We start from the raw sequence: 25,309 nt of genomic DNA, 5'->3' as shown, positions 1-25,309 counted from the left end.
AAGCTGCAAGCAGATCGGCTTGCGGCTGGCCGGTCACCCCATTCAATAACAACAAGGGTGAACACGATGGCTGACAATCGCGGTGTGGTGTACCTGGGCAATGGCCAGGTAGAAGTGCAATCCATTCCTTTCCCCAAGATGCAAAACCCTCAAGGCAAACCGATTCACCATGGCGTGATCCTGCGTGTGGTGTCGACCAACATTTGCGGCTCTGACCAGCACATGGTGCGCGGCCGTACCACGGCGCAAACCGGGCTGGTACTGGGGCACGAAATTACCGGCGAGGTGATTGAAGCCGGGCGTGACGTGGAGCATTTGAAGGTCGGGGATTTGGTGTCGGTGCCGTTTAACGTGGCGTGCGGGCGGTGCCGCAGTTGCAAAGAGCAGAACACCGGCGTGTGCCTGACCGTCAACCCGGCCCGTCCCGGCGGTGCTTATGGTTACGTGGACATGGGCGACTGGGTCGGCGGTCAGGCTGAATATGTATTGGTCCCTTATGCGGATTTCAACCTGCTCAAACTCCCGAACCGCGACGCCGCGATGGAGAAAATCCGCGACCTGACCTGCCTCTCCGACATCCTGCCCACCGGTTACCACGGCGCCGTCACGGCGGGCGTCGGCCCCGGCAGCACGGTCTACATTGCGGGCGCAGGGCCGGTTGGGCTCGCCGCTGCGGCATCCGCGCGCCTGCTGGGCGCTGCCGTGGTGATTGTCGGGGACGTGAACCCGATTCGCTTGGCCCACGCCAAGGCGCAGGGCTTTGAAATTGCCGACCTGTCCATGGACACCCCGTTGCATGAACAGATCGCAGCGTTGCTGGGCGAGCCTGAAGTGGATTGCGCGGTTGATGCGGTGGGCTTTGAAGCCCGAGGGCATGGGCATGACGGCGTCAAACACGAAGCCCCGGCCACCGTGCTGAACTCACTGATGGGGGTGGTGCGGGTGGCGGGCAAAATCGGTATTCCGGGCCTGTACGTCACCGAAGACCCGGGTGCTGTGGATGCCGCCGCGAAAATGGGCAGCCTGAGCATTCGCTTTGGACTGGGCTGGGCCAAGTCCCACAGCTTTCACACCGGGCAAACACCGGTGATGAAATACAACCGCCAATTGATGCAAGCTATCATGTGGGACCGGATCAAAATTGCCGACATCGTCGGGGTCGAAGTGATTAGCCTGGACGATGCACCTCGCGGCTACGGGGAGTTTGATGCGGGCGTGCCGAAGAAGTTTGTGATTGATCCGCATCGGTTGTTCGGTAATAGCTAATGCTGCTTAAAATAAGCGCTATCTTTGTGAAAGGCATAGCGCTTATTTAATATTGATGTACGGCATGGGTCCATGCCATTACCGTAGTGTGTGATCTATAATTTGGTTATCGCCTTAAGTTGTCCCTCGCTGTCCTAAGTGCGTTCTGGTTATGCCTGAGTTGCCCTCTCGTGAGCCCGTTTGATGAATGAGCTAAGAAGAGTAATGGGGCGGGTCTTACTATAGGTTCTTCTATTCGAAGCGCTTGCCTAAGGGCGGGTCCAAGCGCATCTTGGAGGTTATTTCTGCGAGCCTGTAGGATGATGTTAGTAGTGTCTCCGAAAGGTAGATTATTGGCGGACCAATAATCTGGCGCGAGGTCGAGTCTTTGGATGTTAGACGTTGGATTGGAAGTGATTCTATAACTCATGGCTGACGCTTCATATCTCGGAGGAGGCGTTTCGAAATTTAGGGTGCGAGATGTTTTAATCTTATGGCTTTCGTAGGAAGGCGGAGATGAGGGAAGGTTGCTGGATACGGCGCTCGTTTCATTATTAGGTAGGCGGTTATTAGTGAGTACTGTTGGTAAGTTATCAGCTACCGAGGCTTTAAATGTTCTTTCTCGTAAGCCTAGTTTGTTACCAATGCCTTTGCCTATGCGGTTAAGAAGTTTAAAAATACTGGCATGGCCTGTTGGGTCGACTTCGTTAAGCGGCTTATTACTATACGCATACGCATTAATCCCCCCCTCGCCAAACGGGCTCCAACTGTCCGGGCTATTGAACCGCATTAACACCGGGTTATAGGCTCGATAACCCTTACCCAACAAATAATGGCCAGTCACGGCTTCCGGGTGCTCGCCGTTGAAACCCAGTAGCCGGGTGATGCCACTTTCGGCCGAGTGATGACCAAAGGGGGTATAGGCGCACGCCTGTGTGCCTGCCGCGCTGACATGGTGCAGCACCGAGGTTTGCAGATCGGTGGCCAGCAGGGTCGTAGCCTGCGCTTCTTGCACGGCTAAAGGTTGTGCGTCGAACGCCATGAAGCGGCGGGCATTTGTTCCTTCAATTTCAGTGGCAATGCGCTCGTTTTGATAAAACCGGCGCGTGGTGTTGCTGATTATCAGGCGATTCAGTGGGTCGTACTGGTAATTGCCTTGAGGGGCGTGGGGGGGCTTTTTCATCGTTGTTCCCGAATGAGTGGTTGAACACGCTTTGAGCATCCACACGCTTTCGGGAGTAGCATAGCTGGCAGAAGTAATAGGTCGGCGGAGGGCCCGCGCACCTTCAAACGCAACCGTGTTTGGCGTTTTAGCCGTGCCAGGTTGTACGGATTTATCCCAGCCCGTGGACGAGGCCTCATGAGGGGGCGTCGAAGAAGTTTGTGATGAACCCACATGAGTTGTTGAGGGTATTTGATTGAATGGACCCCAAGGATACAAATCGTATCCTTGGGGTTGATAAGTCACAGGGGACTTAAAAAACGAACTTTTCGGACAGTTTAAGGTGCAATTCTGATGTTGCGATTTTCTATGACTATTTCTAAATTATTTTGTGCATCACGCAAAAGTTTAATGGCTTTATTTCTCTGTGCGCTTGCGTTATTAAGAATATTGCGATTCATGTTCATTTGGTTTCTGGCTTGGGCCGCGCCAGCATAGCCTTGTTGCATATTTTTTACGGCTGCACGTCGTGGTTGATTTATAAAGTCACCGCTGTACGGTGTATAGCCAGCACGTACATTGAGTTTTTCGAATTGTTTGGTTATTTTCTCTGCGCGCTTGAAGTTGGTGGTGGCTTGTTTTACTAGCGCATTGTTAGATAATGAAGAGGGTTTAGTGTCGAGGTTCATGGGCGCACCCAATGCATCGATCGACCCTAAAGTTTTTAAGTAAAGCGATGTGGTTTGCGCATTTGTTACTTTTGTAGTTCTGATTATCTTAAACGCTCTTAGAACGGGCTTTGCCCATTGCCATATGTGCCCAGTGGGATCTTGCATCATTACAGGGTCTGTACAATACGCATACGCATTAACCCCCCCCTCCCCAAACGGGCTCCAACTGTCCGGGCTGTTGAAGCGCATTAATACAGGGTTATAAGCCCGATAACCGTTGCCTAACAAATAATGCCCAGTCACGGCTTCCGGGTGTTCGCCATTGAAAGCCAGTAGCCGGGTGATGCCATTTTCGGTCGGGTGATGGCCATAGGGGGTATAGGCACACGCCTGTGTGCCTGCCGCGCTGAGGTGTTGCAGCACTGATGTTTGCAGGTCGGTGGCCAGCAGGGTGGTGGCTTGCCCTTGTTGCACGGCCAGGGGTTGAGCGTCGAACTCCACAAAGCGACGGGTATTGGTTCCTTCAATTTCAGTGGCAATGCGCTCGTCTTGATAAAACCGACGCGTGGTGTTGCTGCTGCTCAGGCGATCCAGTGCATCGTACTGGTAACCGCCTGGTAGGGAGCGAGGGGGCTTTTTCATCGTTGTTCCCGAATGAGTGGTTGAACACGCTTTGAGCATCCACACGCTTTCAGGGGTTGTATAGCTGGCAGAAATGCTAGGTTTGCAGCGCCCATAGCCGGGCACTGCGTGAGTCGCGGCCCGTACTGACTCAGGTTGAGACGTGCAAACGCCGGCCCAGCACGTCGAGCAGGTCGCAGCCGTCGCGCAGTAAGAGGGCGCACGCGTGGGCCAACTGTTTGAGGTCGATGCTGTCAGTCTGGTGGGGGTCGAGCCGCTCAAGGCTTTCAAGCACTTGGGTGGCGGCCAGAATGCGCGCGGCGGCGTTGGCGTGCAGTACGTCGGGCGGGCTTTGGGCGTCTATTAGCAGGCTGGGGATCAGGCAGTCGATGGCGGTCAGCGGGATGTAGCGGTTCATGGGCAATGCTCTTTGTGTGTTTGATTTAACCCCACCTAATCGTCGCCAAACGAATAGGTGGCAGCTGCGCGCAGGTTGGCGAACCGGAAACACACCACCGGCAGACCCGAAGGTCTCCCACGCGCAGCTGCCATAAAGCAGCATTGCGGGTGCAAAAAGTCCTGCAAGTAAACAAGAGTTTTCGCATGGTGGTAAACAGGTCGCCAAACCTGGTCGTCATTGGGACGACGAGCGGACTATAAGCCGCTGGCCCGCCACCGGCAAACCTCAATTGCTGTAGGCATTGGTACTTTTCCATTAAGCTTGCCAACCGTTGAACCGGCCACAGGCATTGGGAACAACGGCCTTGGGTAGGGGTCTTACACACAGTTTCACTGCTCCGCCGGGAGTGGTCTTTGGCTTTTAAGAGGTGGATGCAATGAAGAAGTTGAGCGGCGTAGCACTGGCAACATTGATGACCGTGGCCGCGAGCCCGGTGTTTGCAGGAGGCTTTAGCCTGAACGATGCCGCGGGCATTTTGAATCAGGTTCAGGGCGGCAACAGCGCAAAGTCCGACCAGACCGTTCAGGCCCTGGCCCTGCTGACTAAAGCCCAGCAGATGGGTGTTAAGCCTGAGCAGGCAGCAGGTGGCGTGGGTGCGATGTTGAGCCTGGCCAAAAACCAGCTCACCCCCAATGATTACGCGGCCTTGACGCAGCAAGTGCCGGGCATCAACAAAGTCACCGGGGCCGGTGCCTTGACCCAACTGAGCCAGTTCAGCGCCAAGAACCCGCAGCTTCAGGCCCTCGTCGGCCAGATCAACCCGGTCAGCAATGATGCCAAAGTGGCCGTGAGCAACGTGACGAATCAATCGCAGCTCAACAGCGCGTTCGAAGCGCTGGGCATGAACAGCAGCCTGATTCAGCAATTCGCGCCGTTGATCACCCAGTACCTTGGCCAACAGGGCGTATCCAGCCCGCTGTTGACCACGCTGAGTACGCTGTGGGGTATCTAAAGGTCAGCTGCGCTCGGCACGCAAGGTGCTGATGCGCTGGTCCTTCTTGATCCAGAGCTGGTTGACCCAGCTCTGGACAACCTCGCGAAACACCGGGTCGTTTTCGTAATCCCCCTGCCACAAGGCCGGGTCCAGCTCACGGGTCTGGATGTCGACAATCACCTTGGGCACCTGCCCGCTGATCAAGTCCCAAAACCCCGGAATTTTGGCCTGTGGGTACACCACGGTCACATCGAGTACGGCATCCAGCTGTTCACCCATCGCCGCCAGCACAAACGCCACGCCGCCCGCCTTGGGCTTGAGCAGGTAGGTATAGGGCGAGTGTTGCAGGGCGCTTTTGGCCGGGGTGAAGCGGGTGCCTTCCAGGTAATTGACCACCGTCACCGGCTGGCGCTTGAACAGCTCGCAGGCGGCGCGGGTGATCTTCAGGTCTTGGCCTTTAAGTTCGGGGTGTTTGGCCAGGAACGCTTTGGAATAGCGCTTCATGAACGGGTAATCGAGCGCCCACCAGGCCAGTCCCAGAAACGGCACCCAGATCAGTTCCTTCTTTAAAAAGAATTTGAAGAACGGCGTGCGGCGATTCAGGCCCTGCATTAACGCCGGGATATCAACCCATGATTGATGGTTGCTGATCACCAGATAGGAGGTGTTGCGGCTCAAACCCTCGGCGCCACGGATGTCCCAGTGCGTTGGCAGGCACAAGGCGAAAATGCGTTTGTCGATTTCGGACCACGTCTCGGCGATCCACATGACCGCCCGCGAGTTGTAATCGCGCAAACGCCCCGGCGAGATGAGCTTGAGCAACGCAAACAGCATCAGCGGACCAAACAGAATCAGGGTGTTGCACAGCAACAGGAGCGTGACCAGACAGCCGGTGAGCAGGCGGCGCATAAGCAACTCTTGACGATTTGAGGGTCGCCAATGATAAGCAGCACGCCGCAGAACGCCAAATTGGAGTGTGGACAAATGTTTCACACACGATGAAATAGGCTGCGCCCACACCCGAAAACGTGTAGCCGTTAACGGGCTGCGCGAGATCGCAAACCTCTATGCTCAATGACTGCCAGCCCGTTGCCTGCGGGAACCCAGGCGCAAACCGGGGTCTAACCCGCAACCTCCACAGGAAACCGCCACTATGAAATCCGTTTTCGTTTTGTTGTCCGTACTGGCTTTGCCGGTGATGGCTGCCGAGCCCACGCTCTACGGGCGCTATGAATACATCAAGCTCCCGGAAATCGGTGAAACCTTGCAGGCCAAGATGGACACGGGCGCGCTGACGGCGTCGTTGTCGGCCAAGAACATCGAAACGTTCACCCGCGATGGCGAGCCATGGGTGCGTTTCCAACTCGCCACCAAAGGCGCGAGTGGCAAGGTGTACGAGCACAAAGTGGCGCGCATCAGCAAAATCAAAAGCCGCGCTGATGAGGACGACGACAAGGAAGAGCCCGCGAGCGCCAAGCGCCCGGTGGTCGACCTTGAAATGTGCCTGGGTAACGTCAAGCGCACCGTGGAGGTCAACCTGACCGACCGCAGCAGTTTCAACTACCCGCTGCTGATCGGCGCCAAGGCACTCAGGGAATTTGGCGCGGCGGTCAACCCGGCGCGTCGGTATACGGCCGATAAGCCGGACTGTTAAACCGATGTCGAGCATTACTGGCGAATGCTCGACGCTAGGCCCTCTGTTTTAACGGTGGGATTGTCAGGCGAAGGTGGGATATTTAGGGTCAATTTTCGTTCTTGTTTTGTTTTTTTAGCGGTGAGCTGAAGAACGATTTCTCTTTTTCTATCTAAATTATTGGACTCGACAAACTCAATCAGTAGTGGTTTGTTTTTCCTGATAAACGTATGAAGTTTTAAGTTTTGTTTTTGGCTTCGCGGAAAAATCCTCAGGTCTTTTGTCAGTTCAAGTTGGCTTTTATCAATCCTGGTGGTGAAAGATGTCACTGCTTTGTTCTCTGGAATAGCATCCAGGCTGTTGGCAAATACCCACGTGCGGGGCGGTTTCTTTGCTAAACGCTGCGTAATAATCGTAAACGCCCGGTTCAGCATCAGCACGCTGATATTACCGTCGGGATCGATACGGTTTATAGGGTCGCCCAAGCAATACGCATACGCATTAATCCCGCCTTTGCCAAACGGGCTCCAACGGTCGGGGCTGTTAAAGCGCATCAATATCGGGTTAAACGCCCGGTAGCCGTTGCCCAGCAAGTAATGCCCGGTTAGCGGGTCCGGGCGTTCACCATTAAAGCCGGGCACCCTGTGTGTGCCGGGCGTTAAGGGCTGATGCCCATATGGTGTAAAAGTCACTGATGCCTGTTGGCTGTGGTTCAGAACCGACAGTGTTGAACGTTTAGTGTCCCCGGCGATCAGTGACGTCGTGAGTCCCTCACCCTGATGGACTCTATAAGCCAGTACCGCCTCTTCACACTCAAAGACTTGCGCACGGGTATCGCCTCTGATTTCAGTGGCCACACGTTCACGACAATAAAACAGGTGAGTGGCTGGGTCTTCAGCAGTGCCGGTACTCACATGACGGTCTAGCGGGTCAAAGGCGTACTGGTGCAGTTGCAGGGGCTTTTGCGCTGACATGGCATTTACCGTATTGCTTGCTCAATGAACAGGCAGTGTTAGCGGCTCAATGCCGTGAGCGGTACTGATAGAACGGCTAGGTTTGTGTGCCGTTGGTCGCCAAGCGATAGGGGTAGCGCACCGGTCAACGCTTAAGCAACCCGCGCACGCTGAGCCACACCGGTATGCCCAGGCCGATCCAGCTCAGGACATCCCACGCCCCGTCGTCCAGCAACGCGCTGAACAGGCCCATGGCGCTGAGCACGCCGATGGTCAGCGGCACGGAGAACACTTTCCAGAAATTCGACTGGCGCGGCTTCATCGGGCGTTCTCCTTCGCGGCGTTGCGGCGCACCCACCACAGGTACAAGCCGCTGCCCAGGACGATGATGGTCAGCAGGTCGAGGGCCGCCCAGAGTATTTTCATCGGCATACCGCCGTAGTCCCCGAAGTGCAACGGTTGGGACATGCCCATGGCGTCCATGTACCACGGGCGCGTACCCACCGCCGTCACCTTCAGGGTGCTGGCGTCGATCAACACCGGCGTGAGCAAGTGGGAGGTCAGGTGCGTGCTGCCTTTCATGAATACCGCGTAATGGTGCTCGCTGGAGAAACGCGTGCCGGGGAAGGCGATGAAGTCCGGGCGCATGCCGGGGGCGGCGGTGGCGGCGATGTCCAGCAGGTGCGTGGCCGGGGCCAGTTGGGTCAAGGGCGGCGCGTCGCGGTAAGGCTGGACCATGGCCGTGAGGCTTTCGGTGCGCCAGGCGGCAATGATTAAGTCGGCGCAGGCGCTTATTACACCCGTGACGCCGACCACCAAGGCCCAGGTCAGCGTCACGACGCCAATCAGGTTGTGCAGGTCGAGCCAGCGCAGGCGCGTGGATTTTTCGGTGCGCACTGTGGCGAAGGTGTGGCGGCGCATGAACGGCAGGTACAACACAGCGCCCGAGACAATCGCCAGCACGAACACAACCCCCATGAACGCCAGCAACAGCTTGCCCGGCAGCCCGGCAAACATGTCCACGTGCAGGCGCAGCATGACCATCATGATCCCACCATTGGCCGACGGCATTTCCAGAGCTTCGCCGGTACGGGCGTCGAGCATGAAGGTGTGCGAGGAATTGGGCTCGGTGCCCGCCGTGGCAGCCATGATGGCGATCACCGCGTTGGGTTCATCGTCTTCACTGCCGAAGTACTGCATGACCTCGCCGGGCCGGTGTGCCTCGGCGGCCTTGACCAGCTGTTGCAGGTTCAGGCGCGGGGTATCGGCGGGCATCTCCCGCAGTTGCGGGCTATTGCCCAACAGGTGATCGATTTCGTGATGAAAAATCAGCGGCAAACCGGTCAGCGCCAGCAACAGCAAAAATGCGGTGCAAATCAGGCTGGTCCACGTGTGGATAAAGGACCAGCGACGGATGGTTTTGCTTTTCATGACATTCCAAAAATGACGCAGGCTGCGAGGGGTCGCCGGGCAGCCCGTTTATCGAGACTTCAGCCCGGTGAGGGCGGGCGAGGTGATTAGAACTCCAGCTGCGCCGAGAACTGTACGGTACGCGGATCACCCAGGTAGTGGCTGTTGAGCCAGTAGTCTTTGTTGGCCAGGTTGCTGACGTTCATGCGCAAGGTCAGGTCGTTCTGCGAGACTTTCATGCGGTAGCGCGCGCCGGCGTCAAACGTGGTGAACGAGGGCAATTGGTAGTCATTGGCTTCGTCGGTGTATTGCTTGCCGGTGTAGAACGCACCGCCGGTCAGCGCCAGGCCGGGCACCGCGTTGATGTCGTATTCGGCGTAGACCTTGGCCAGTTGCTTGGCCACGTCGACCGGTGCATTGCCGTCGTTGGCCTTGACGTTGGCGTCTTTGATTTTCGGGTCCAGCAGGGTGAAGCCGCCGACCACGGTCAGTTCGGGCGTGACCTTACCCGTCACGCTGAACTCCAGGCCGTTGTTCACCTGTTTGCCGCTTTCGCTGTAGACCATCGACTCATTCAGAAAGCCATTGGGCTTTTCGATGTTGAACAGCGCAAGGGTGAGCAAGGTTTCGCCCACCGTCGCTTTGGCGCCCACTTCGTATTGCTTGCTGACTTGCGGCGCGAAAATTTCGCCCACGTTGATGGCGTTGTACGGCGCCGTGCCGCCCGCCTGCAACCCCTCGATGTACGTGGCGTAAGTGGTCAGCCAGGGCACGGGCTTGTAGATCAACGACACGCTGGGGGAGGTTTTCGTGGCGTCGTAACGGGTTTTCTTGTCCGTGGCGGAGTACACGAAGTCATTGGCGTAGGACTTTATCTGGGTGCGGGTGACCCCCAGGATGCTCGACCATTGATCGTTGAAGGTGATGATGTCGCCGATCAGGACGTTGTTGGTCTCGGTCGTGTTGGCCAACCGCTGTTTGCCATGCCCGATGGAATACGAAGGTTTGCCCACTTGCTCGGCGGTTCCGAACGGCAGGGGGCCGCCGCCGACATCGGCATACTGAATGCCTGCTGGCGGGATGTGATCCTCGTACATGCGCACGCGGGCGTTGTTGCCTTGATAACCGAGGGTCATCTGGTGGCCGATAGCGCCCGTGTTGAAGGCGGCGTCGAGGAACAGATACCCGGAGTTTTCCTGGTGCTCGATGGGCGCGAAGGCGTACAGCGGCTGGGTGTAAACACCGGCGCTGGACACGGTCGGCCCGGTGTAGGTGTTTTCTTCGGTGAATTGTTGCGCGGCGAAGGCGGCTCGCAGGGTGAAGGTGTCGTTCAAGCGCCATTTGGCGCGAACGCCGCCCTTGTCGGTTTCGTTGTCCGAGAACGACCAGCGCTGGCTGTACAGTTTGTCGTTATCCAGCACCGAGGCCCGTGGGCGCAGCGCTTGATCGCTGAAATACCAGTAACTGGTCAAACCGCGCACTTGGGTCTTTTTATGCGAGGCGTCGAACTGGATTTGCAGGTCGTCGCTGACGTTCCAGTCCACAGCGAGGCTGATCAACTCGCGGCGACGTTTCTGCATGTCGATGGCGGTTTCGCCATCTTGGGTCAGCAGGTTCAAGCGATAGGCGAACTGGCCTTCGTCGTCGAGCTTGCCGCCGAAATCGCCGTGCATGTAATAGTTATCCCCGCCCGCATTGCCCAGTGTCACGCTGCGGTACGTGTGGTAGGTGGGGCGCTTGAGCACGTAGTTGACCAGGCCACCGGGCGACGCAGGCCCGTACAGAAACCCGGTAAGGCCGGTGACGACCTCCAGTTGTTCGGTTTCTTCGAGGAAGTTACCGGCGTCGGCCAGGGTCGAAAACCGCAGGCCGTCGTTGGCAATGCTCAAGTTGCCCGGTGCGCTGAACCCCCGGATGTTCACGGCACTGGCATAACCCGCCCCTGTGGGAGAAAACACCTGGGTGAAGGGGTTGCGTTTAAACACGTCATCCAGCGAAGTGGCTTGCGTATTTTTCAGAAAGTCCTGAGACGTCACGCTCATGGAATAGGGCGCGTCTTGCAGTTTCATCCCGCCCAACGCGCCGACATTGTTGACGTTTTCACTGACATAACCTGCCGCCTCGGACCCTTCGGCCACGGCCGTGGCGTTGATGTTCACATCGCCCAGGGTCAGGGTGCCTTCTTCAATAGGGAGCAGGGTGTACGCGCCGCTGCCAGTTTGTTGCAACTGCAACCCGCTGCCTTGCAACGCCTCGCGCAACGCCGTGGTCGGCTCAAACTGGCCGTTGACGGGCGCCGAGGTTTTGCCTGCCAACAAGGACGCGTCGATGGCCAGCGTGATCCCGGCCTGACTGGCGATCTGGTTCAGGGTCGAGGCCAGCGGCCCGGCGGGCAGGTTGTAACTGCGGGCGGTGGTGCTGTATTCGGCAGCCATCAGCACGCTGCTGGTCAACGGAACACTGAACGCAATAGCGACGGCTAGCAGGCTGGGGCGCAATAACGTGTCGAGGGTACGGGACATTCGGCAAATTCCTGAATGGAAATGTTTCTCAATGCCTGTATGCCGAACGAGCGTTAAAAAGTGATAGGGCTCAATTGAAAATAATCTGCATTAAGTTTGAGCGCGTTGGTAAAGCTGGCGCGGGCTGTTAACCGGCCTGCGCCAGCACGTGCGCTTATCGCTGGCGCGTGAGGTCGGCCCGCAGGTCAAGCGCGTTTTGGGTCAGTGGCGCATAGGTCTGCGCACCGGGCAGGATTTTGCTGACGCAACGGGCCATGTAGCCGTTGCTGCCCAAATCGATGAAGACCGGGTTTGGGATGGCACGTGCCAACGCGTTCAGGGTATTGGGCAGGTGGCAGGGTTTTATCGTGTTGTCTGAAAACCCTTCGACCAGATCATCCTGCGGGGTGTAGGCACGTTGCTGCACGGTTGAGTAGAGCGCCAGCTTGAGCGGCGTCTGGGGAATGCCTGGCATGCTGCGCAACGCCGCCTGTTTGATTGCGGTGTGCTGCGGGTGGTGCGAGGCATAGCCGATGCCCAGTTCGCGCGGGGGCGGCGTACCCGCCGGGGTGGCATCAATCATGGCTTGCAATGCGTCGTGGGGGCCGCTGACCACCGTGTGGGTCGGGGAATTTACGGTGGCCAGACTCAGCTCGGGATGGTTGATTTGGCGCAGCACGGCGAGGGTGTGTGCTTCGCTGGCGTTTACCAGCAACATGTCGCCCTGATTCAGCACCGCGTAGTACGCGTCATTCAACGCGCAGGCCGTGCGGGCGCCGTTGGTAACGGTTACGTTGCCAGCACATTCCCGAGCGGCGATTTCTCCGAAGCTTTCTCCGAGCGCGGCATCCGGTTCAATACCGGCGTGGCGCAAAACGCGGGTCATGGCTACGGCACTGGTGTACAGAGCAAGCTGCTTGAGCCCGTAAGGCAGTACGGTGCCGGTGTCCGGGCTGAGCAACACCTCGCGCACCATGCCGGGGGCGATGGCGTGACCCCGTTGGTGACGCTCTTCGACCACGCCGTCGACGGCTGCTATCACCTCATCGATGGTTTGTCGGGTCTCGTCACTGACGCTGTACAACGCTTGCAGGCTCCCCTGCGGGCTCCCCCCTTGGCCGGGGTACAAAAAAACGATGGAGTGACTGCGCAACTCAGGTAATAGCGGCATGGATCCTTCCTCGGCTAGTAAATGTGTTCGCTGCGAACAGCGCGCACGAGCTTAGCCTCGGGGCAGAAACCTGCAGGATCAATCGGCTATAGAGCGATAACCGGTAGCGCTGTGCCGATCACTGGGCCTCAGGCTTGCCGCTGACCGTGACCCACCACGGGGTGTGTTGGGTGATGTGCACCGGGAGGGTGGGCAGCAATGCATTGAGCGCCAATTCAATGTTGTTGAGCGGGAATGTGCCGGTAATGCGCAGGTCAGCGACGTCCGGGTCAACGCCCAGGTGGCCGCGGCGGTAGCGGTTAAGCTCGCGCACCATGTCGGCCAGGCGCACGTTGTCGAGCACCAGCATGCCGCGGGTCCAGGCGTCTGCGCCGGGAGCCAGCGCAACTCGCTGGCCCAGCCCGTCGCGGTGCATCAGCACTTGCTGGCCTTCGTTATAAACGGTTTCGTCCGGGGTGCTTTCGGGGTGCGCGGCGACCCGCGATTGCAGGACGCTGAGGCGGGTGCCGTCGTCTTCGCGCTTGACCAGAAACCGGGTGCCCAAAGCGCGCAGGCTGCCATCGCGGGTTTTGACGATAAACGGGCGGGCATCGTTGTGGCCGGTTTGCACCATGATTTCGCCTTCATGTAGCACGATCAGGCGTGTGCGTTCGTCAAACCGTACGTCCACGGCGCTGTGGGTGTTGAGGTTGAGCAGGGTGCCTTCGGCAAGTGTTACCATGCGCTGTTCGCCGGTGGCGGTGCGCTGATCGGCCATCCAGTAGTCCATCGGCAGGTAATTTTTACCGGCGAGTACAGTCAGTCCGATTACCAGTGCAAGGCTGGCCAGCCCGCTGCCGACTTTGCGCAGGCGTCGGTGGGCGGTGTGCCGTGCGTTGAGCAAGGCATTGCGGGCCGGGATGCTGGCTGTGCTGAAGCGATGGTCGAGCATGCCCAGTTGCAGCCACGCGCGGGCGTGTTCTTCGCTGGCGGCGTACCACTTGGCGAATTCGGCCTGTTCAACGTCGCTGCCGTTGCCGCAGTCCAGGCACAACTGCCAGGCAATGGCAGCGTCGAGCACGCGAGCGGACACCGGTTTGCTGTTGGCCTGACTCATGTCGGTTCGCCATACAGTGCGATGTAGCACTGGCGAATGCCTTGGGCCAGGTACTGGCGCACCCGAGGCACCGACACGCCCAGACGGTCAGCGATTTCGGCGTGGGTCAGGCCGTCGAGGCGGCTGTAAAGAAAGGCTGCGCGGGACTTGCTCGACAGCTTGCCCAGCAAGCGATCAATGGCCTTGAGGTCTTCGAGGATCAATTGTTGTTCTTCAGGCGAGGGCTGCTCGGCTTCGGGTATCAGCATTAATTCGTTGAGGTAAGCCTGTTCCAGCGCGGCGCGCCGGAAATAGTCGAACAACAGGCCTTTGGCAATGGCGGCCAAAAAAGCGCGGGGTTCACGGGGCGGTTGCAGTTCGGTTCGGCCGAGCAGGCGCACGAAGGTGTCCTGGCTCAAGTCTTCGGCCCGTTGCGGACAGGCCACATTGCGCCTCAACCACGCCAGCAACCAGCTGCGATGGTCGCGATACAGCGCTCCAACCAGCTCACTGTGGGGATTTTGGACTGACGACAAAGGCATCACCGACTGCGCGTTTTAACTAACGATAATTATTCGCGATTGTGTCAGAGCCAAAAGCCATGCGCAATTGACGCTCATCGGATGGCGGGGAGTGGGCGGTGGTCGCCGTCGCTGCCGGGGCGCAGCGACACCGCAACCGGTTAAAAGCTGTGCATCTGGTTGCGCCGTTGCCACTGATTCAGTCGCTGTTGCAGAGCCAGGGGGCTGTCGAGGTGTTGGGCGCGGGCCCGGCTGAACAGGATCAGCGCCAGTTCGGCAGTGGCCAGCGCGTCGGCACTGGCGTTGTGGCGGTCTTCAACCTGCAAGTTGAAGTGCCTGACCCAGTGGTCCAGCCCCGCGTCACGCAAGTCGGCTTGTGGGCACAGCATAGGTGCCAGTGCCGCGACGTCCATGAACGGGTGTTGCAAGCGATACCCCAGGCTGTCTTTTAAGGCCCGCCCCAGCATGTGCTGGTCAAACGGGGCATGGAACGCCAGCAGCGGGCTGTCCCCCACAAAGGCCATGAAGTCGAGCAGCGCATCGGCGGGGTCGCAGCCGGCGGCAATCGCCTCCGGCCCCAAACCATGCAGTAACACGCTGGGGCTCAGCGGGTTGTGGGTGCGCAGCAACGTGCGCTCAAACGCTTGGCCCAGATCAATGGCGCCATCCTCAATCACCATCGCGCCAATCGACAGCACTTGGTCACGGTTGAGGTTCAGGCCGCTGGTCTCCAGATCGACCACTACCCAGCGCTGGCTGCGCAATGAGGTCTCGCCCAACCCTGGCGAGGGGGGCAATTGCAGCAGACGTTCTTGCTGTTCAAGGCTCAACACCGGGGTTTTGCGCGGCAGCAACCACGAGAACAGGCTCATAGCTGATACCGCAGCGCCAGGCTGCTTTGCAGTCGTTGGGCCTGACGCAGCGCTTCGCGCAGGATGCGGCGGTCGAGCTGGTTGAGGCGGTCCGGGTCGACGCGGTTGGAGTACGGTCGATTTTCCCGCGTTTGCAACTGGTGCTGTTGCATGCGCGTTTGCTGGATGAAGTGATACGCCTCTTCGTATGCCGCGCCGTCCAGCGCTTCAATGACGCCGAGCGCCACCAGTTGGCGCAAACGCTCCAGGGTGTTGATGGCCTCCACGCCATGGGCCAGCGCCAGTAACCGGGCGCCGTCCACAAAGGGCGTCAGGCCTTGCACTTTAAGGTCAAGGGTGGCTTTGTCACTGCCTTTGCGCTCGAGTACAAACTCACGGAAACGCCCCACGGGCGGACGATGGCGCAAGGCATTGTCGGCCATCATGCGTTGGAACAGGCGATTGTCAGCCACTTGCTCAAGTATCCCGCGGCGCAACTGCTGGCAGCCGCTTTCGTCGCCCCACACCACGCGCAGGTCGAAGTAGATGCTCGACGCTAGCAGATTTTCGGGGGTCGCTTCGCGGATGAAGGCTGCGAAGCGGCGCGCCCATTCGGCTCGGGATAAGCACAGGTCGGGGTTGCCCGCCATGATGTTGCCTTTGCACAGGGTGAAGCCACAGGCTGCCAGGTGCGTGTTGATGAGCTGGGCGATGGGCAGCAAGCGCTGACGAATCTCGGCCGCCTGCGCCGCATCGGCCGCGTCGAACAGGATGCCGTTGTCCTGATCGGTGTGCAGTGTCTGCTCGCGACGGCCCTCGCTGCCGAAGCACAACCAGGTAAAGGGCACGCCGGGATCGCCCTTCTCGGCCAGCACCAGCTCGATCACGCGGCACACGGTGTGGTCGTTGAGCAGGGTGATGATGTGGGTGATTTGAGTCGACGACGCGCCGTGGGCCAGCATGCGCTCCACTAACTGACCGATCTCGCCGCGCAGGCTGATCAGGTTGTCCAGCCGTGGGGCATGGCGAATGGTGCGCGCCAAGTGCACCAGGTCCACCCGTTGCAGGGAGAACAAGTCGCGCTCGGACACCACGCCGCACAGGCGCTGGTCTTTGACCAGGCACACGTGGGCAATGTGACGTTCGGTCATGGCGATCGCCGCATCGAACGCGCTGTGGTCGGGGGACAAGTAGAACGGCCCCGGTGTCATGTGCAGTTCGATGGCGTGTTCGAAATCCTGGGTGCCGGCGGCCACCACCTGGCGTAAATCGCGCAGGGTGAAAATCCCCAGCGGCGCCTTGCGTTCGTCCACCACCACGATGCTGCCCACTTGTTGCTCATGCATCAGCCGCACGGCTTCGCGCAGGGCTGTTGCAGGCAGGCACGTGACGGGATGGCGCATGGCCAGTTCGCCCAGCCGGGTATTGAGCGAATATTGCGTGCCGAGGGTTTCAACGGCCTTTTGCTGAACTTGTTGATTAACCTTGTCCAGCAAGCTGCTGACCCCGCGCAGGGCGAAGTCACGAAACTCTTCGGACAGGGCGAACAGTTTGATAAAGGCGGGCTTGTTTAATTGCAGACAGAAGGTGTCTTCGGCGGCACGGTGCTCAGTGCGGGTGGCCCGCTCGCCCAGCAGGGCCGCGAGGGGGAAGCACTCGCCTGCGGTGATTTCAAACGTGGTCTCGGCTTCTTGACGGCCGACATGCGTGCGCTCGCCCACCACGCGCCCTTGCTTGACGATGTAGAAATGCTCAACCGGACCATCAGCGGGTCGAATGATGCTTTCGCCAGGCCCATAGAAGCGCAATTGGCACTGCTCGACCAGAAACGCCAGGTGGGCATTTTCCATTTGGTTGAAGGGCGGGAATCGCTGCAAAAACTGCATGGTGCCGTGAATGTTCTGCAACACCGCGGTTTTTCCTGCCTGGAGAAACGCATCCGATTTACTCATTGACCGTTACCGCATGTCTGACCGTTGTTGTTATGCCGGGGTACAGCCCCCTGTCGTCTTGATGTGTCTCATGCTCGGTTGTCTTCGGCCACGTGCCCATTGGACGTAAGTCTATGGCAGGGCAGGCCGGGATAATGGCCTATTGGCATATTTGAATCACTTCACAGAAATCAGGTCAGTAAATTGTGTTGCAAGGGTTGGAAATGCCGTGTGGCGAGCGCACATTGAGGCTGAGACTGACGAAAAGCTGACAGCCCCAGTAGGATATTTGACTGTTTAGCCCCGTTTGAGAACCGTATGACCGAACACGACATATTGAGCGACGCCGAACGGGAAGCCCTGATTGAGGTGATGAAAGCGCCTGCTCGCGCTCAGCCGACACAGCGGGTATTGGTTGTCGAAGACGATCAGCTGGCCTGCGATCTGCTGTGCGAATTGTTACAGATGCATGGCATACCATCGGTCAAGGCGGGCACTTCCGAAGATGCCCTGAAGGCACTGATGGCCGATAAAACCATTGGCTTGATCCTCACCGATTTACGCCTGCCTCAAGATGACGGTTTGCACTTGATCCGTACGGTGCGCAATTCACAGTGGGCCAATCTGCCGGTGATTATCATGTCCGGCGATGCCGGTGTACGCGACACCATTGCCGCGATGCACCTTAGCGTGCTGGATTTTTTGCTCAAACCCTTCGACACCGGGCACCTGATCAAACTGATCAAGCGTGAGTTGCGCATAGATTAGCAGGCCATAAAAAACCCCGGCTCAAAGGGCCGGGGTTGTTTATCACACGCAGCTAACGCTTAGTTACAGACCATTTTTAGCCTTGAACTCGCGGCGACGACGATGCAGCACGGGCTCGGTGTAGCCGTTGGGCTGTTTTGTGCCTTCGATCACCAGTTCGACCGCCGCCTGGAAGGCGATGTTGCTGTCAAAGTCCGGGGCCAGCGGGCGGTACAGGGGGTCGTTGGCGTTTTGGCGGTCCACCACGGGTGCCATGCGCTTGAGGCTGGCCATGACCTGTGCCTCGTTCACAATGCCGTGACGCAGCCAGTTGGCGATGTGCTGGCTCGAAATTCGCAGCGTCGCGCGGTCTTCCATCAGGCCGATGTCATTGATGTCCGGCACCTTCGAACAGCCCACGCCCTGATCGATCCAGCGCACCACGTAACCCAGGATGCCTTGCGCGTTGTTGTCCAGTTCGTTCTGGATCTGCTCGGGCGTCCACTGCGGGTTCACGGCCAGCGGGATGGTCAGAATGTCGTCCACCGACGCTTTGGCGCGCTTGGCCAGTTCGGCCTGGCGGGCGAACACGTCGACCTTGTGGTAGTGCAACGCGTGCAGCGCAGCGGCCGTCGGCGACGGCACCCAGGCGGTGTTGGCGCCCGCCAGCGGGTGAGCGATTTTCTGCTCGAGCATCGCGGCCATCAGGTCCGGCATGGCCCACATGCCTTTACCGATTTGGGCACGGCCTTGCAGGCCAGTGCTCAAGCCGACATCGACGTTGTTGTTCTCGTAGGCCGAAATCCACTTCTCGGCTTTCATGTCGGCCTTGCGCACCATCGGGCCGGCTTCCATCGACGTGTGAATTTCGTCGCCGGTGCGGTCCAGGAAGCCGGTGTTGATGAACACCACGCGCTCGCTGGCAGCCTTGATGCAGGCTTTGAGGTTGACCGTAGTGCGGCGCTCCTCGTCCATGATCCCGACTTTAAGGGTATTGCGCGGCAGGTTCAGTACGTCTTCGATGCGCCCGAACAGCTCGTTGGTAAACGCCGCTTCTTCAGCCCCGTGCATTTTCGGTTTCACGATGTAAACCGAACCCGTGCGGCTGTTGCGGCGCGAGGTATTGCCATTGAGGCTGTGGATCGCCGCGAGGCTGGTAATCAGGCCGTCGAGGATGCCTTCCGGCACCTCGTTGCCATCTTTGTCGAGGATCGCGTCGATGGTCATCAAGTGACCCACGTTGCGCACGAACAGCAGCGAACGGCCGTGCAGGTTCACCGAACCGCCATTGGGTGCGGTGTACTCACGGTCAGGGTTCATGGTGCGGGTGAAGGTCTGGCCGCCCTTGGACACTTGCTCGCTGAGATCGCCCTTCATCAGGCCCAGCCAGTTACGGTAGATCACCACTTTGTCGTCAGCATCGACGGCGGCCACGGAATCTTCGCAGTCCATGATGGTGGTCAGCGCGGCCTCCATCAGCACGTCTTTGACGCCAGCGGCGTCGGTCTGGCCGACAGGGCTTGAGGCGTCGATCTGGATTTCAAAGTGCAGACCGTTGTGTTTGAGCAGCACGGCGGTCGGTGCGGCGGCTTCGCCGTGGTAGCCGATCAGTTGCGCTGCGTCGCGCAGGCCGCTGCTGGCGCCGCCCTTGAGGGCCACCTGCAGGGCGCCGTTGACCACGGCATAACCCAGCGAGTCGACGTGGGAGCCGTTGGCCAGCGGCGCGGCCTCGTCGAGGAAGGCGCGGGCGAAGGCAATCACCTTGTCGCCGCGTACCTTGTTGTAGCCTTTGCCTTTTTCAGCACCATCGGCTTCGCTGATGGCATCGGTGCCGTACAGCGCGTCATACAGCGAACCCCAACGGGCGTTCGACGCGTTGAGGGCAAAGCGCGCATTCATTACGGGCACCACCAACTGCGGGCCGGCCATGCGGGCGATTTCGTCATCGACGTTTTGCGTCGTTGCCTGGAAATCCGCGGCTTCTGGCTGCAGATACCCAATGTCTTGGAGGAAGGCTTTATAAGCCACGGCGTCATGGGCCTTGCCAGCCTGAGCCTGGTGCCAGGCGTCGATCCGCGCCTGCAAATCATCGCGTTTGGCGAGCAGTGCTTTGTTCTTGGGTGCCAGGTCGTGAATAACCTTGTCGGCACCGGCCCAGAACTGGTCGGCATTCAGACCGGTACCGGGGATAGCTTCGTTGTTTACGAAGTCGAACAGGACTTTGGCGACCTGCAGGCCACCGACGTGAACGTGTTCAGTCATTGCTTGCCTCACTCATTTTTATTTAAAGCCTGGAGCGCTTCTTAAAACACCGCGTGGCTCATGCTTGCGGGGTTGTACGGGGTATTGCAGACGCTTTGGCGGACCGTGTTACGAATTATGTAGTGGTCGCCGGGGCATACTACATGATCAATTGCAGATGTGAAAATCAGACTAATCACGTCGTTCCACGACCATTTTTACGGGTTTGGTCATGTAGAAGAACAGGATGTTCTCAAGAAACACACAGGTTGTTCCAGATAATTCTAAAAACAGTACACAATTTAATGCGCTGGCGCTGTTTTCGTGCCGCTGAGTTCACTGCCCGGATGCTGAAAGAGCCGGTGCGCAGCCCACTGTAGCCGGCCACGCGGATTGCGCAGGGTTGCCTATACTCAATCGACATCTTTTCAGAGTGTTGGCGCCATGAACCATCTCGTGATTACGGTCTTTGCCCCGGACAAACCGGGTCAGGTCGAGCGCATCGCCCAGTGCATTGCTGAACATGGCGGCAATTGGCTGGAGAGCCGTATGTCGCGCATGGCCGGACAGTTCGCCGGGATCTTGCGTGTCGGAGTCAGTGCTGAAACGTACGAAGCGCTGGTGGATGCGCTCATGGCGCTGGAAGCGGAAGGTATTCGGGTGTTGGTGGCGGAAAGCGGGATTGAGCAGGCCTGCACCTGGAAGCCCATCGCCATGGACTTGGTCGGCAACGACCGCCCGGGGATCGTGCGTGATATCACGAAGGTGCTAACTGAGCATGACGTCAGTCTGGAGCGACTGGTGACTGAGGTGCGCCCGGCGCCCATGAGCAATGAACCGTTGTTTCATGCCGAAGCCATTCTGGCGGTGCCGCTGACGCTGTCGCTGGAGGTGCTGCAACAACGTTTGGAAACCCTCGCCGATGAACTACTGGTTGAGTTGAAGTTACGCACAGAGGAATAAGGCGAAAGGTTATCCCATGAAACGCTGCACCTGCCTGTGGATAACCGTTGGAAACATCGTTGCAGGCCATAGGCGGTATGGCCTGCAACGAAGTGTACGTTTTTTGATCAGGCGCGGCGGCGCAGGTTGACCCACGCATCGATGCTGTACACCAGCAACCCCGCCCAAATGAACATGAACGCGATCAGGGTACTTTCAGACAAGTGCTCGCCGTACAGTGTGACAGCCAGAATCAGCACCAGCGTGGGTGCCAAGTACTGCATGAAACCCAACGTGGTGTAGGGCAAATGCCGTGCCGCTGCGTTGAAACACACCAGCGGGATTAGCGTTGCCGGGCCTGCGGCCACCAGCAGCCAGGCTTCTGAGCTGGCCCAGAATTCGGCGTGCGCGCTGTTGGCTTCGGGGTGCATCAGCAGCCAGCCAATGGCAATCGGCACCAGAATCCAGGTTTCAACCACCAGGCCGGGCAATGCCTTGACCGGCGCCTGTTTGCGGATCAGCCCATAAAAGCCAAAGGTCAACGCCAGGGCCAGCGACACCCAGGGCAGGCTGCCCACTTGCCACACTTGCTGTGCCACGCCGACTGCCGCCAACCCTACGGCGATCCACTGCAACCGACGCAGACGCTCGCCCAGTAACAACATGCCCAACAGCACGTTGACCAGCGGGTTGATGTAATACCCGAGGCTGGCTTCCAGCATCCGATCATTGTTGACCGCCCACACGTAGGTCAGCCAGTTGGCTGCAATCAGCAAGCCGCTGACGGTCAGCACAGCAAGGCGCTTGGGGTTGTCGCGCAGTTCTTGCCACCACCCGGGATGCTTCCACACCAGCAACAGCAACGAACCGAACAGAGCGGACCAGAGCACGCGGTTGACGATGATTTCTGCGGCGGGAACGCTGGCCAGCAGCTTGAAGTAGATGGGGAACAGGCCCCAGATGATGTAGGCGCTAAGGCCCAGAATGTACCCGTGGCGCGGGTTGGCGGCTTGCATGCGAAATCCTTGCGTGAACAACTGTCAGACACTGTGAGGGCAAGAGTGTAAGCAGGTTTTACCAAGGTGTCGTGTGAAAGGCAGGGGCAGACAGGATTTTGCTACCGCCGCCCGAGGCTGCGAAAACCTTCTCAGTCCGGGGCGGCGGCAACGCAGTGTCAGGGCGGTTAAAACAACTTCAGCGGTTCTTCATTCAATGCTGACAATTGCTCGCGCAAGGCCAGCACCTGATCGCCCCAATAGCGTTCGGTGCCAAACCACGGAAAGCTATGGGGGAACGCCGGATCGTCCCAGCGCCTTGCCAGCCAGGCGCTGTAATGCATCAGGCGCAGGGCGCGCAGCGGCTCGATCAACGCCAGTTCACGCGGGTTGAAATCATGGAATTCGCTGTAGCCGTCCATCAATTCGGACAACTGCCCCACGCATTCCTGACGATCCCCGGCGAGCATCATCCACAGGTCCTGCACCGCAGGCCCCATGCGACAGTCATCCAGGTCGACAATGTGGAACACCTCGTCGCGGCACATCATGTTGCCGGGGTGGCAATCGCCGTGCATGCGGATGTTGGTGTGGGGCGTGGCGGCGTATACATCTTCGACGCGCTTGAGCAGATCACGTGCCACGGACTCGTAGGCCGGGAGCAAACTGCGGGGTATGAAGTTGCCTTCAAGCAAGGTTGTCAGGGAGTCATGGCCAAAGTTCTTCACACCCAGTGCTTCGCGGTGTTCGAACGGTTTGGTTGCCCCGACCGCGTGCAGGCGGCCGAGCAATTGCCCGAGGCGATAAAGTTGATCGAGGTTGCCCGGCTCTGGCGCACGGCCGCCGCGGCGGGGGAACAGGGTGAAGCGGAAACCGGCGTGTTCGAACAGGCTTTCGCCGTTGTGAATCAACGGTGCGACCACTGGCACGTCACAGTCGGCCAGTTCAAAAGTGAAACGGTGTTCTTCGAGAATGGCTTCGTTGGTCCAGCGCTGTGGGCGGTAGAACTTGGCGATCAGCGGTTCCGAGCCTTCAATGCCAACTTGATACACGCGGTTTTCATAACTGTTGAGCGCGAGCACGCGGGCGTCGCTGAGAAAACCGATGCTTTCAACGGCATCGAGCACCAGATCGGGGGTAAGTGTTGCAAACGGATGAGACATGCTGACTCCTGCGCGCAGCAGGCTGCCGCGTCCGGCCCCGCATGTTAGCGCAGACAGCTGAACAGGGGGCGATAGATATCCATTGCCCCCCGGGTGTTTTCCTCACGCGCCGACAATGCCACCGTCTTCGCGGCTGATGGCCATTACCGAGGAGCGCGGCGTGCCGTTGGGCAGGTGCTCGGGGAAGGTGGAGCCGCCATTTTCGCCCGGATGCTGAATGCCCACGAACAGGGTTTTCTGATCCGGGGCAAAGCTGATCCCCGTCACTTCGCAGCCAACCGGGCCGACCATGAAACGGCGAATTTCACCCGTGTTCGGGTCGGCGCACAGCATCTGGTTGTTGCCCATGCCGGCAAAGTCGCCGGTATTGCTGACGTCGCCGTCGGTCAGGATCCAGAGCCTTCCCGCGTCGTCAAAGCCCATGCCGTCCGGGCTATTGAACATGTTTTGCGGGGTGATGTTGGCCGACCCGCCCTTGGGCTGCTGAGGGTGCACGGCCGGGTTGCCTGCGACAACGAACAAATCCCAGTCAAAATGGGCAGCGCCATGGTCATTGCCCTGTTCGCTCCAGCGCAGGATTTGCCCGTACACATTCTTCTCGCGCGGGTTGGGGCCGCCGACGGGCTGACCGTCTTCTCCGCGTTTAACGTTGTTGGTCAGGGTGCAATACACCTGGCCGTCCTTGGGGCTGACGACGATCCACTCCGGCCGATCCATGCGCGTGGCGCCGACCGCGCTGGCGGCCAGGCGGGCATGGATGAGCACTTCAGCCTGATTGGCGAAACAGCTGCCCGCGTTGATACCGTTTTTGCCGTGGCTCAGTTCGATCCATTGGCCTTTGCCCTTGGGCCGGTCGGGTTGGCTGTCGCCATTGTCAAACCGTGCGACATACAACGTGCCGTGGTCCAGCAAGTCGCGATTGGCCTTGGGGTTTTGGTGGTCAATCTTGTCGCGGCTGATGAATTTGTAAATGAACTCCCCGCGCTCATCGTCGCCCATGTACACCACGGCATGGCCGTCGCGGGTTTCAGCCAGCGCGGCGTTCTCGTGTTTGAAACGGCCCAGTGCCGTGCGCTTGACCGGCGTTGAGTGCGGGTCGAACGGGTCGATTTCCACCACCCAGCCGTGACGGTTCAGTTCGTTGGGGTTGTACGCCAGGTCGAAGCGCGGGTCGTGCAGGTGCCAATTGATGTCTTTACTGGCTGCGACCACGCCGTAGCGCTTTTGCGCAGCGTTAAAGGTTTGATTCGGATCGGTGCTGCCAAAGCAGTCAGTGAAGTTTTCTTCGCACGTCAAATACGTGCCCCACGGGGTTTTACCGTTGGCGCAGTTCTGAAACGTGCCCAACGCCCGGGTACCGGTGCTGTCGGCCTGGGTGCGGAGCAACGCATGACCGGCGGCGGGACCGCTCAGGCGAATGGGCGTATTGCCGTGAATGCGCCGGTTGAATGGCGAACCTTGAACAAATTGCCAGCGGTCGCCCGTGCGCTGAATTTCAATCACCGACACGCCTTCACTGGCCTGCGCTTTGTGCGCATCTTCGGCCGAGGTCGGCTGTCCGCCGTGGGGGTAGAGGTAGCGATAGTTGGTGTATTCGTTGTTGATGGCCATCAGTGCGCGGTTGGGGTCGTCGGGGAATGCAAACAGGCTCATGCCGTCATTGTTATCGCCCAATTGCACTTCCTGCTGCGCCGCCGTGCCGGTGCCGTCGGGCTTGAAGGCCGGGCCACCCGCTTGCAACGGTTGGCCCCAACTGATCAGTACCGAGGCGCGATAGCCGGGCGGCAAGGTGATGGCGTCGGTGGTAGCTGCGTCGATACTGTTGAAACCCAGTAACGGGCTGGACGCTGCGCGAACCCCGTCTGCCAGCACGCTGCGGCTCAGCAGGCTACCGCCCAGAAACATTGCCGCGCCACACAAGGCGCCCGCACTTATGAAACCCCGACGGCTGAGGCCGATGATCTGTTCAAGGTCGGTGGTTTGGTCTTCTTGTAATAGGTTCATGGCAGGCTGCCCTCGCAACGGTTTTGGCAGCCACCTTAATCAGAGGGTGTGACAGGGATGTTTCAAATGACTGCGATC

The 25,309-nt window shown here is 59.0% G+C and carries 22 protein-coding genes; 5 read left to right on the top strand and 17 right to left on the bottom strand.

Features of this window, described 5'->3' with window-relative positions; translation table 11 throughout:
- Positions 1-66 precede the first annotated feature (66 nt).
- Positions 67-1,266 (top strand): formaldehyde dehydrogenase, glutathione-independent, encoded by a 1,200-nt coding sequence (fdhA, locus tag HBN68_RS00495; RefSeq protein WP_169962083.1) that lies wholly within the window; start codon positions 67-69, stop codon positions 1,264-1,266.
- Positions 1,267-1,372: 106 nt separating this feature from the next.
- Here the strand turns inward: fdhA and HBN68_RS00490 are convergent, their stop codons facing one another.
- From HBN68_RS00490 to HBN68_RS00480, 3 genes are all read right to left on the bottom strand, one after another.
- Positions 1,373-2,428, bottom strand: coding sequence for an RHS repeat-associated core domain-containing protein (locus HBN68_RS00490; RefSeq protein ID WP_169962081.1), 1,056 nt, complete (start codon positions 2,426-2,428; stop codon positions 1,373-1,375).
- 317 nt (positions 2,429-2,745) lie between these two features.
- Entirely contained in the window at positions 2,746-3,720 is a 975-nt protein-coding gene (locus tag HBN68_RS00485) for an RHS repeat-associated core domain-containing protein (protein ID WP_169962078.1), read from the bottom strand.
- Positions 3,721-3,850: 130 nt separating this feature from the next.
- On the bottom strand, positions 3,851-4,117 hold the full coding sequence (locus HBN68_RS00480) for a short-chain dehydrogenase (protein WP_169962076.1): 267 nt from the start codon (positions 4,115-4,117) through the stop codon (positions 3,851-3,853).
- A gap of 418 nt (positions 4,118-4,535) precedes the next feature.
- Here HBN68_RS00480 and HBN68_RS00475 point away from each other — a divergent pair, with 418 nt between their 5' ends.
- Positions 4,536-5,111, top strand: a complete 576-nt coding sequence (locus tag HBN68_RS00475) for a DUF2780 domain-containing protein (protein WP_169962074.1) — start codon at positions 4,536-4,538, stop codon at positions 5,109-5,111.
- A 3-nt stretch (positions 5,112-5,114) separates the two neighbouring features.
- On the opposite strand, the gene HBN68_RS00470 is transcribed toward HBN68_RS00475, so the two are convergent.
- Positions 5,115-6,002 carry an acyltransferase gene (locus HBN68_RS00470; RefSeq protein ID WP_094992778.1) on the bottom strand — a complete coding sequence of 296 codons (888 nt, stop codon included), beginning with the start codon at positions 6,000-6,002 and terminating at the stop codon, positions 5,115-5,117.
- A gap of 244 nt (positions 6,003-6,246) precedes the next feature.
- On the opposite strand from HBN68_RS00470, the gene HBN68_RS00465 reads away from it, so the two are divergent.
- On the top strand, positions 6,247-6,747 hold the full coding sequence (locus tag HBN68_RS00465; RefSeq protein ID WP_169962072.1) for an ATP-dependent zinc protease: 501 nt from the start codon (positions 6,247-6,249) through the stop codon (positions 6,745-6,747).
- 14 nt (positions 6,748-6,761) lie between these two features.
- Here HBN68_RS00465 and HBN68_RS00460 read toward each other — a convergent pair whose 3' ends face one another.
- The 9 genes from HBN68_RS00460 to HBN68_RS00420 form a co-directional block, all read right to left on the bottom strand.
- A complete protein-coding gene (locus tag HBN68_RS00460; protein WP_169962070.1) occupies positions 6,762-7,700 on the bottom strand; it encodes an RHS repeat-associated core domain-containing protein in 939 nt (312 codons plus the stop codon).
- A 124-nt stretch (positions 7,701-7,824) separates the two neighbouring features.
- Positions 7,825-8,001, bottom strand: a complete 177-nt coding sequence (locus tag HBN68_RS00455; protein ID WP_169962068.1) for a hypothetical protein — start codon at positions 7,999-8,001, stop codon at positions 7,825-7,827.
- Positions 7,998-9,110, bottom strand: coding sequence for a PepSY-associated TM helix domain-containing protein (locus tag HBN68_RS00450; RefSeq protein ID WP_169962066.1), 1,113 nt, complete (start codon positions 9,108-9,110; stop codon positions 7,998-8,000). The genes HBN68_RS00455 and HBN68_RS00450 overlap by 4 nt, the downstream gene beginning before the upstream one ends.
- 86 nt (positions 9,111-9,196) lie before the next feature.
- A complete protein-coding gene (locus HBN68_RS00445) occupies positions 9,197-11,611 on the bottom strand; it encodes a TonB-dependent receptor (RefSeq protein ID WP_169962064.1) in 2,415 nt (804 codons plus the stop codon).
- A 154-nt stretch (positions 11,612-11,765) separates the two neighbouring features.
- The gene (locus HBN68_RS00440) at positions 11,766-12,761 is read right to left on the bottom strand and encodes an acyltransferase domain-containing protein (RefSeq protein WP_094992784.1); all 996 of its coding nucleotides are present in this window, start codon (positions 12,759-12,761) and stop codon (positions 11,766-11,768) included.
- 118 nt (positions 12,762-12,879) lie between these two features.
- Positions 12,880-13,857, bottom strand: a complete 978-nt coding sequence (locus HBN68_RS00435) for a FecR family protein (RefSeq protein WP_169962062.1) — start codon at positions 13,855-13,857, stop codon at positions 12,880-12,882.
- Complete coding sequence (locus tag HBN68_RS00430) at positions 13,854-14,378, bottom strand: RNA polymerase sigma factor (protein WP_169962060.1); 525 nt, start codon at positions 14,376-14,378, stop codon at positions 13,854-13,856. The genes HBN68_RS00435 and HBN68_RS00430 overlap by 4 nt, the downstream gene beginning before the upstream one ends.
- 140 nt (positions 14,379-14,518) lie before the next feature.
- Complete coding sequence (locus HBN68_RS00425) at positions 14,519-15,229, bottom strand: 3'-5' exonuclease (protein ID WP_169962058.1); 711 nt, start codon at positions 15,227-15,229, stop codon at positions 14,519-14,521.
- Entirely contained in the window at positions 15,226-17,160 is a 1,935-nt protein-coding gene (locus tag HBN68_RS00420; protein WP_094992787.1) for a putative nucleotidyltransferase substrate binding domain-containing protein, read from the bottom strand. The genes HBN68_RS00425 and HBN68_RS00420 overlap by 4 nt, the downstream gene beginning before the upstream one ends.
- 297 nt (positions 17,161-17,457) lie before the next feature.
- On the opposite strand from HBN68_RS00420, the gene HBN68_RS00415 reads away from it, so the two are divergent.
- Positions 17,458-17,907 (top strand): response regulator, encoded by a 450-nt coding sequence (locus tag HBN68_RS00415; RefSeq protein WP_094992788.1) that lies wholly within the window; start codon positions 17,458-17,460, stop codon positions 17,905-17,907.
- Between the two features lie 63 nt (positions 17,908-17,970).
- Here the strand turns inward: HBN68_RS00415 and HBN68_RS00410 are convergent, their stop codons facing one another.
- A complete protein-coding gene (locus HBN68_RS00410; RefSeq protein WP_169962057.1) occupies positions 17,971-20,148 on the bottom strand; it encodes a malate synthase G in 2,178 nt (725 codons plus the stop codon).
- Between the two features lie 423 nt (positions 20,149-20,571).
- Between HBN68_RS00410 and HBN68_RS00405 the strand changes: the two genes are divergently transcribed.
- On the top strand, positions 20,572-21,090 hold the full coding sequence (locus tag HBN68_RS00405; RefSeq protein WP_094992790.1) for an ACT domain-containing protein: 519 nt from the start codon (positions 20,572-20,574) through the stop codon (positions 21,088-21,090).
- Positions 21,091-21,197: 107 nt separating this feature from the next.
- Here the strand turns inward: HBN68_RS00405 and rarD are convergent, their stop codons facing one another.
- The 3 genes from rarD to HBN68_RS00390 form a co-directional block, all read right to left on the bottom strand.
- Positions 21,198-22,085, bottom strand: a complete 888-nt coding sequence (gene rarD, locus HBN68_RS00400) for an EamA family transporter RarD (RefSeq protein WP_094992791.1) — start codon at positions 22,083-22,085, stop codon at positions 21,198-21,200.
- Positions 22,086-22,252: 167 nt separating this feature from the next.
- Positions 22,253-23,227, bottom strand: a complete 975-nt coding sequence (locus HBN68_RS00395; protein WP_169962055.1) for a serine/threonine protein kinase — start codon at positions 23,225-23,227, stop codon at positions 22,253-22,255.
- Positions 23,228-23,329: 102 nt separating this feature from the next.
- Complete coding sequence (locus tag HBN68_RS00390) at positions 23,330-25,231, bottom strand: PhoX family phosphatase (RefSeq protein ID WP_169962053.1); 1,902 nt, start codon at positions 25,229-25,231, stop codon at positions 23,330-23,332.
- Positions 25,232-25,309: the final 78 nt, after the last annotated feature.

Source organism: Pseudomonas sp. WS 5078 (assembly GCF_012985745.1).
Classification (GTDB): Bacteria; Pseudomonadota; Gammaproteobacteria; order Pseudomonadales; family Pseudomonadaceae; genus Aquipseudomonas; species Aquipseudomonas lundensis_A.
This window is presented reverse-complemented; position numbering and strand designations above follow the sequence as displayed.

Excerpts from the sequence above, each read along its gene's own strand:
- fdhA (WP_169962083.1), top strand. The coding sequence starts at position 67 with ATGGCTGACAATCGCGGTGTGGTGTACCTGGGCAATGGCCAGGTAGAA.
- HBN68_RS00490 (WP_169962081.1), bottom strand. The coding sequence starts at position 2,428 with ATGAAAAAGCCCCCCCACGCCCCTCAAGGCAATTACCAGTACGACCCA.
- HBN68_RS00485 (WP_169962078.1), bottom strand. The coding sequence starts at position 3,720 with ATGAAAAAGCCCCCTCGCTCCCTACCAGGCGGTTACCAGTACGATGCA.
- HBN68_RS00480 (WP_169962076.1), bottom strand. The coding sequence starts at position 4,117 with ATGAACCGCTACATCCCGCTGACCGCCATCGACTGCCTGATCCCCAGC.
- HBN68_RS00475 (WP_169962074.1), top strand. The coding sequence starts at position 4,536 with ATGAAGAAGTTGAGCGGCGTAGCACTGGCAACATTGATGACCGTGGCC.
- HBN68_RS00470 (WP_094992778.1), bottom strand. The coding sequence starts at position 6,002 with ATGCGCCGCCTGCTCACCGGCTGTCTGGTCACGCTCCTGTTGCTGTGC.
- HBN68_RS00465 (WP_169962072.1), top strand. The coding sequence starts at position 6,247 with ATGAAATCCGTTTTCGTTTTGTTGTCCGTACTGGCTTTGCCGGTGATG.
- HBN68_RS00460 (WP_169962070.1), bottom strand. The coding sequence starts at position 7,700 with ATGTCAGCGCAAAAGCCCCTGCAACTGCACCAGTACGCCTTTGACCCG.
- HBN68_RS00455 (WP_169962068.1), bottom strand. The coding sequence starts at position 8,001 with ATGAAGCCGCGCCAGTCGAATTTCTGGAAAGTGTTCTCCGTGCCGCTG.
- HBN68_RS00450 (WP_169962066.1), bottom strand. The coding sequence starts at position 9,110 with ATGAAAAGCAAAACCATCCGTCGCTGGTCCTTTATCCACACGTGGACC.
- HBN68_RS00445 (WP_169962064.1), bottom strand. The coding sequence starts at position 11,611 with ATGTCCCGTACCCTCGACACGTTATTGCGCCCCAGCCTGCTAGCCGTC.
- HBN68_RS00440 (WP_094992784.1), bottom strand. The coding sequence starts at position 12,761 with ATGCCGCTATTACCTGAGTTGCGCAGTCACTCCATCGTTTTTTTGTAC.
- HBN68_RS00435 (WP_169962062.1), bottom strand. The coding sequence starts at position 13,857 with ATGAGTCAGGCCAACAGCAAACCGGTGTCCGCTCGCGTGCTCGACGCT.
- HBN68_RS00430 (WP_169962060.1), bottom strand. The coding sequence starts at position 14,378 with ATGCCTTTGTCGTCAGTCCAAAATCCCCACAGTGAGCTGGTTGGAGCG.
- HBN68_RS00425 (WP_169962058.1), bottom strand. The coding sequence starts at position 15,229 with ATGAGCCTGTTCTCGTGGTTGCTGCCGCGCAAAACCCCGGTGTTGAGC.
- HBN68_RS00420 (WP_094992787.1), bottom strand. The coding sequence starts at position 17,160 with ATGAGTAAATCGGATGCGTTTCTCCAGGCAGGAAAAACCGCGGTGTTG.
- HBN68_RS00415 (WP_094992788.1), top strand. The coding sequence starts at position 17,458 with ATGACCGAACACGACATATTGAGCGACGCCGAACGGGAAGCCCTGATT.
- HBN68_RS00410 (WP_169962057.1), bottom strand. The coding sequence starts at position 20,148 with ATGACTGAACACGTTCACGTCGGTGGCCTGCAGGTCGCCAAAGTCCTG.
- HBN68_RS00405 (WP_094992790.1), top strand. The coding sequence starts at position 20,572 with ATGAACCATCTCGTGATTACGGTCTTTGCCCCGGACAAACCGGGTCAG.
- rarD (WP_094992791.1), bottom strand. The coding sequence starts at position 22,085 with ATGCAAGCCGCCAACCCGCGCCACGGGTACATTCTGGGCCTTAGCGCC.
- HBN68_RS00395 (WP_169962055.1), bottom strand. The coding sequence starts at position 23,227 with ATGTCTCATCCGTTTGCAACACTTACCCCCGATCTGGTGCTCGATGCC.
- HBN68_RS00390 (WP_169962053.1), bottom strand. The coding sequence starts at position 25,231 with ATGAACCTATTACAAGAAGACCAAACCACCGACCTTGAACAGATCATC.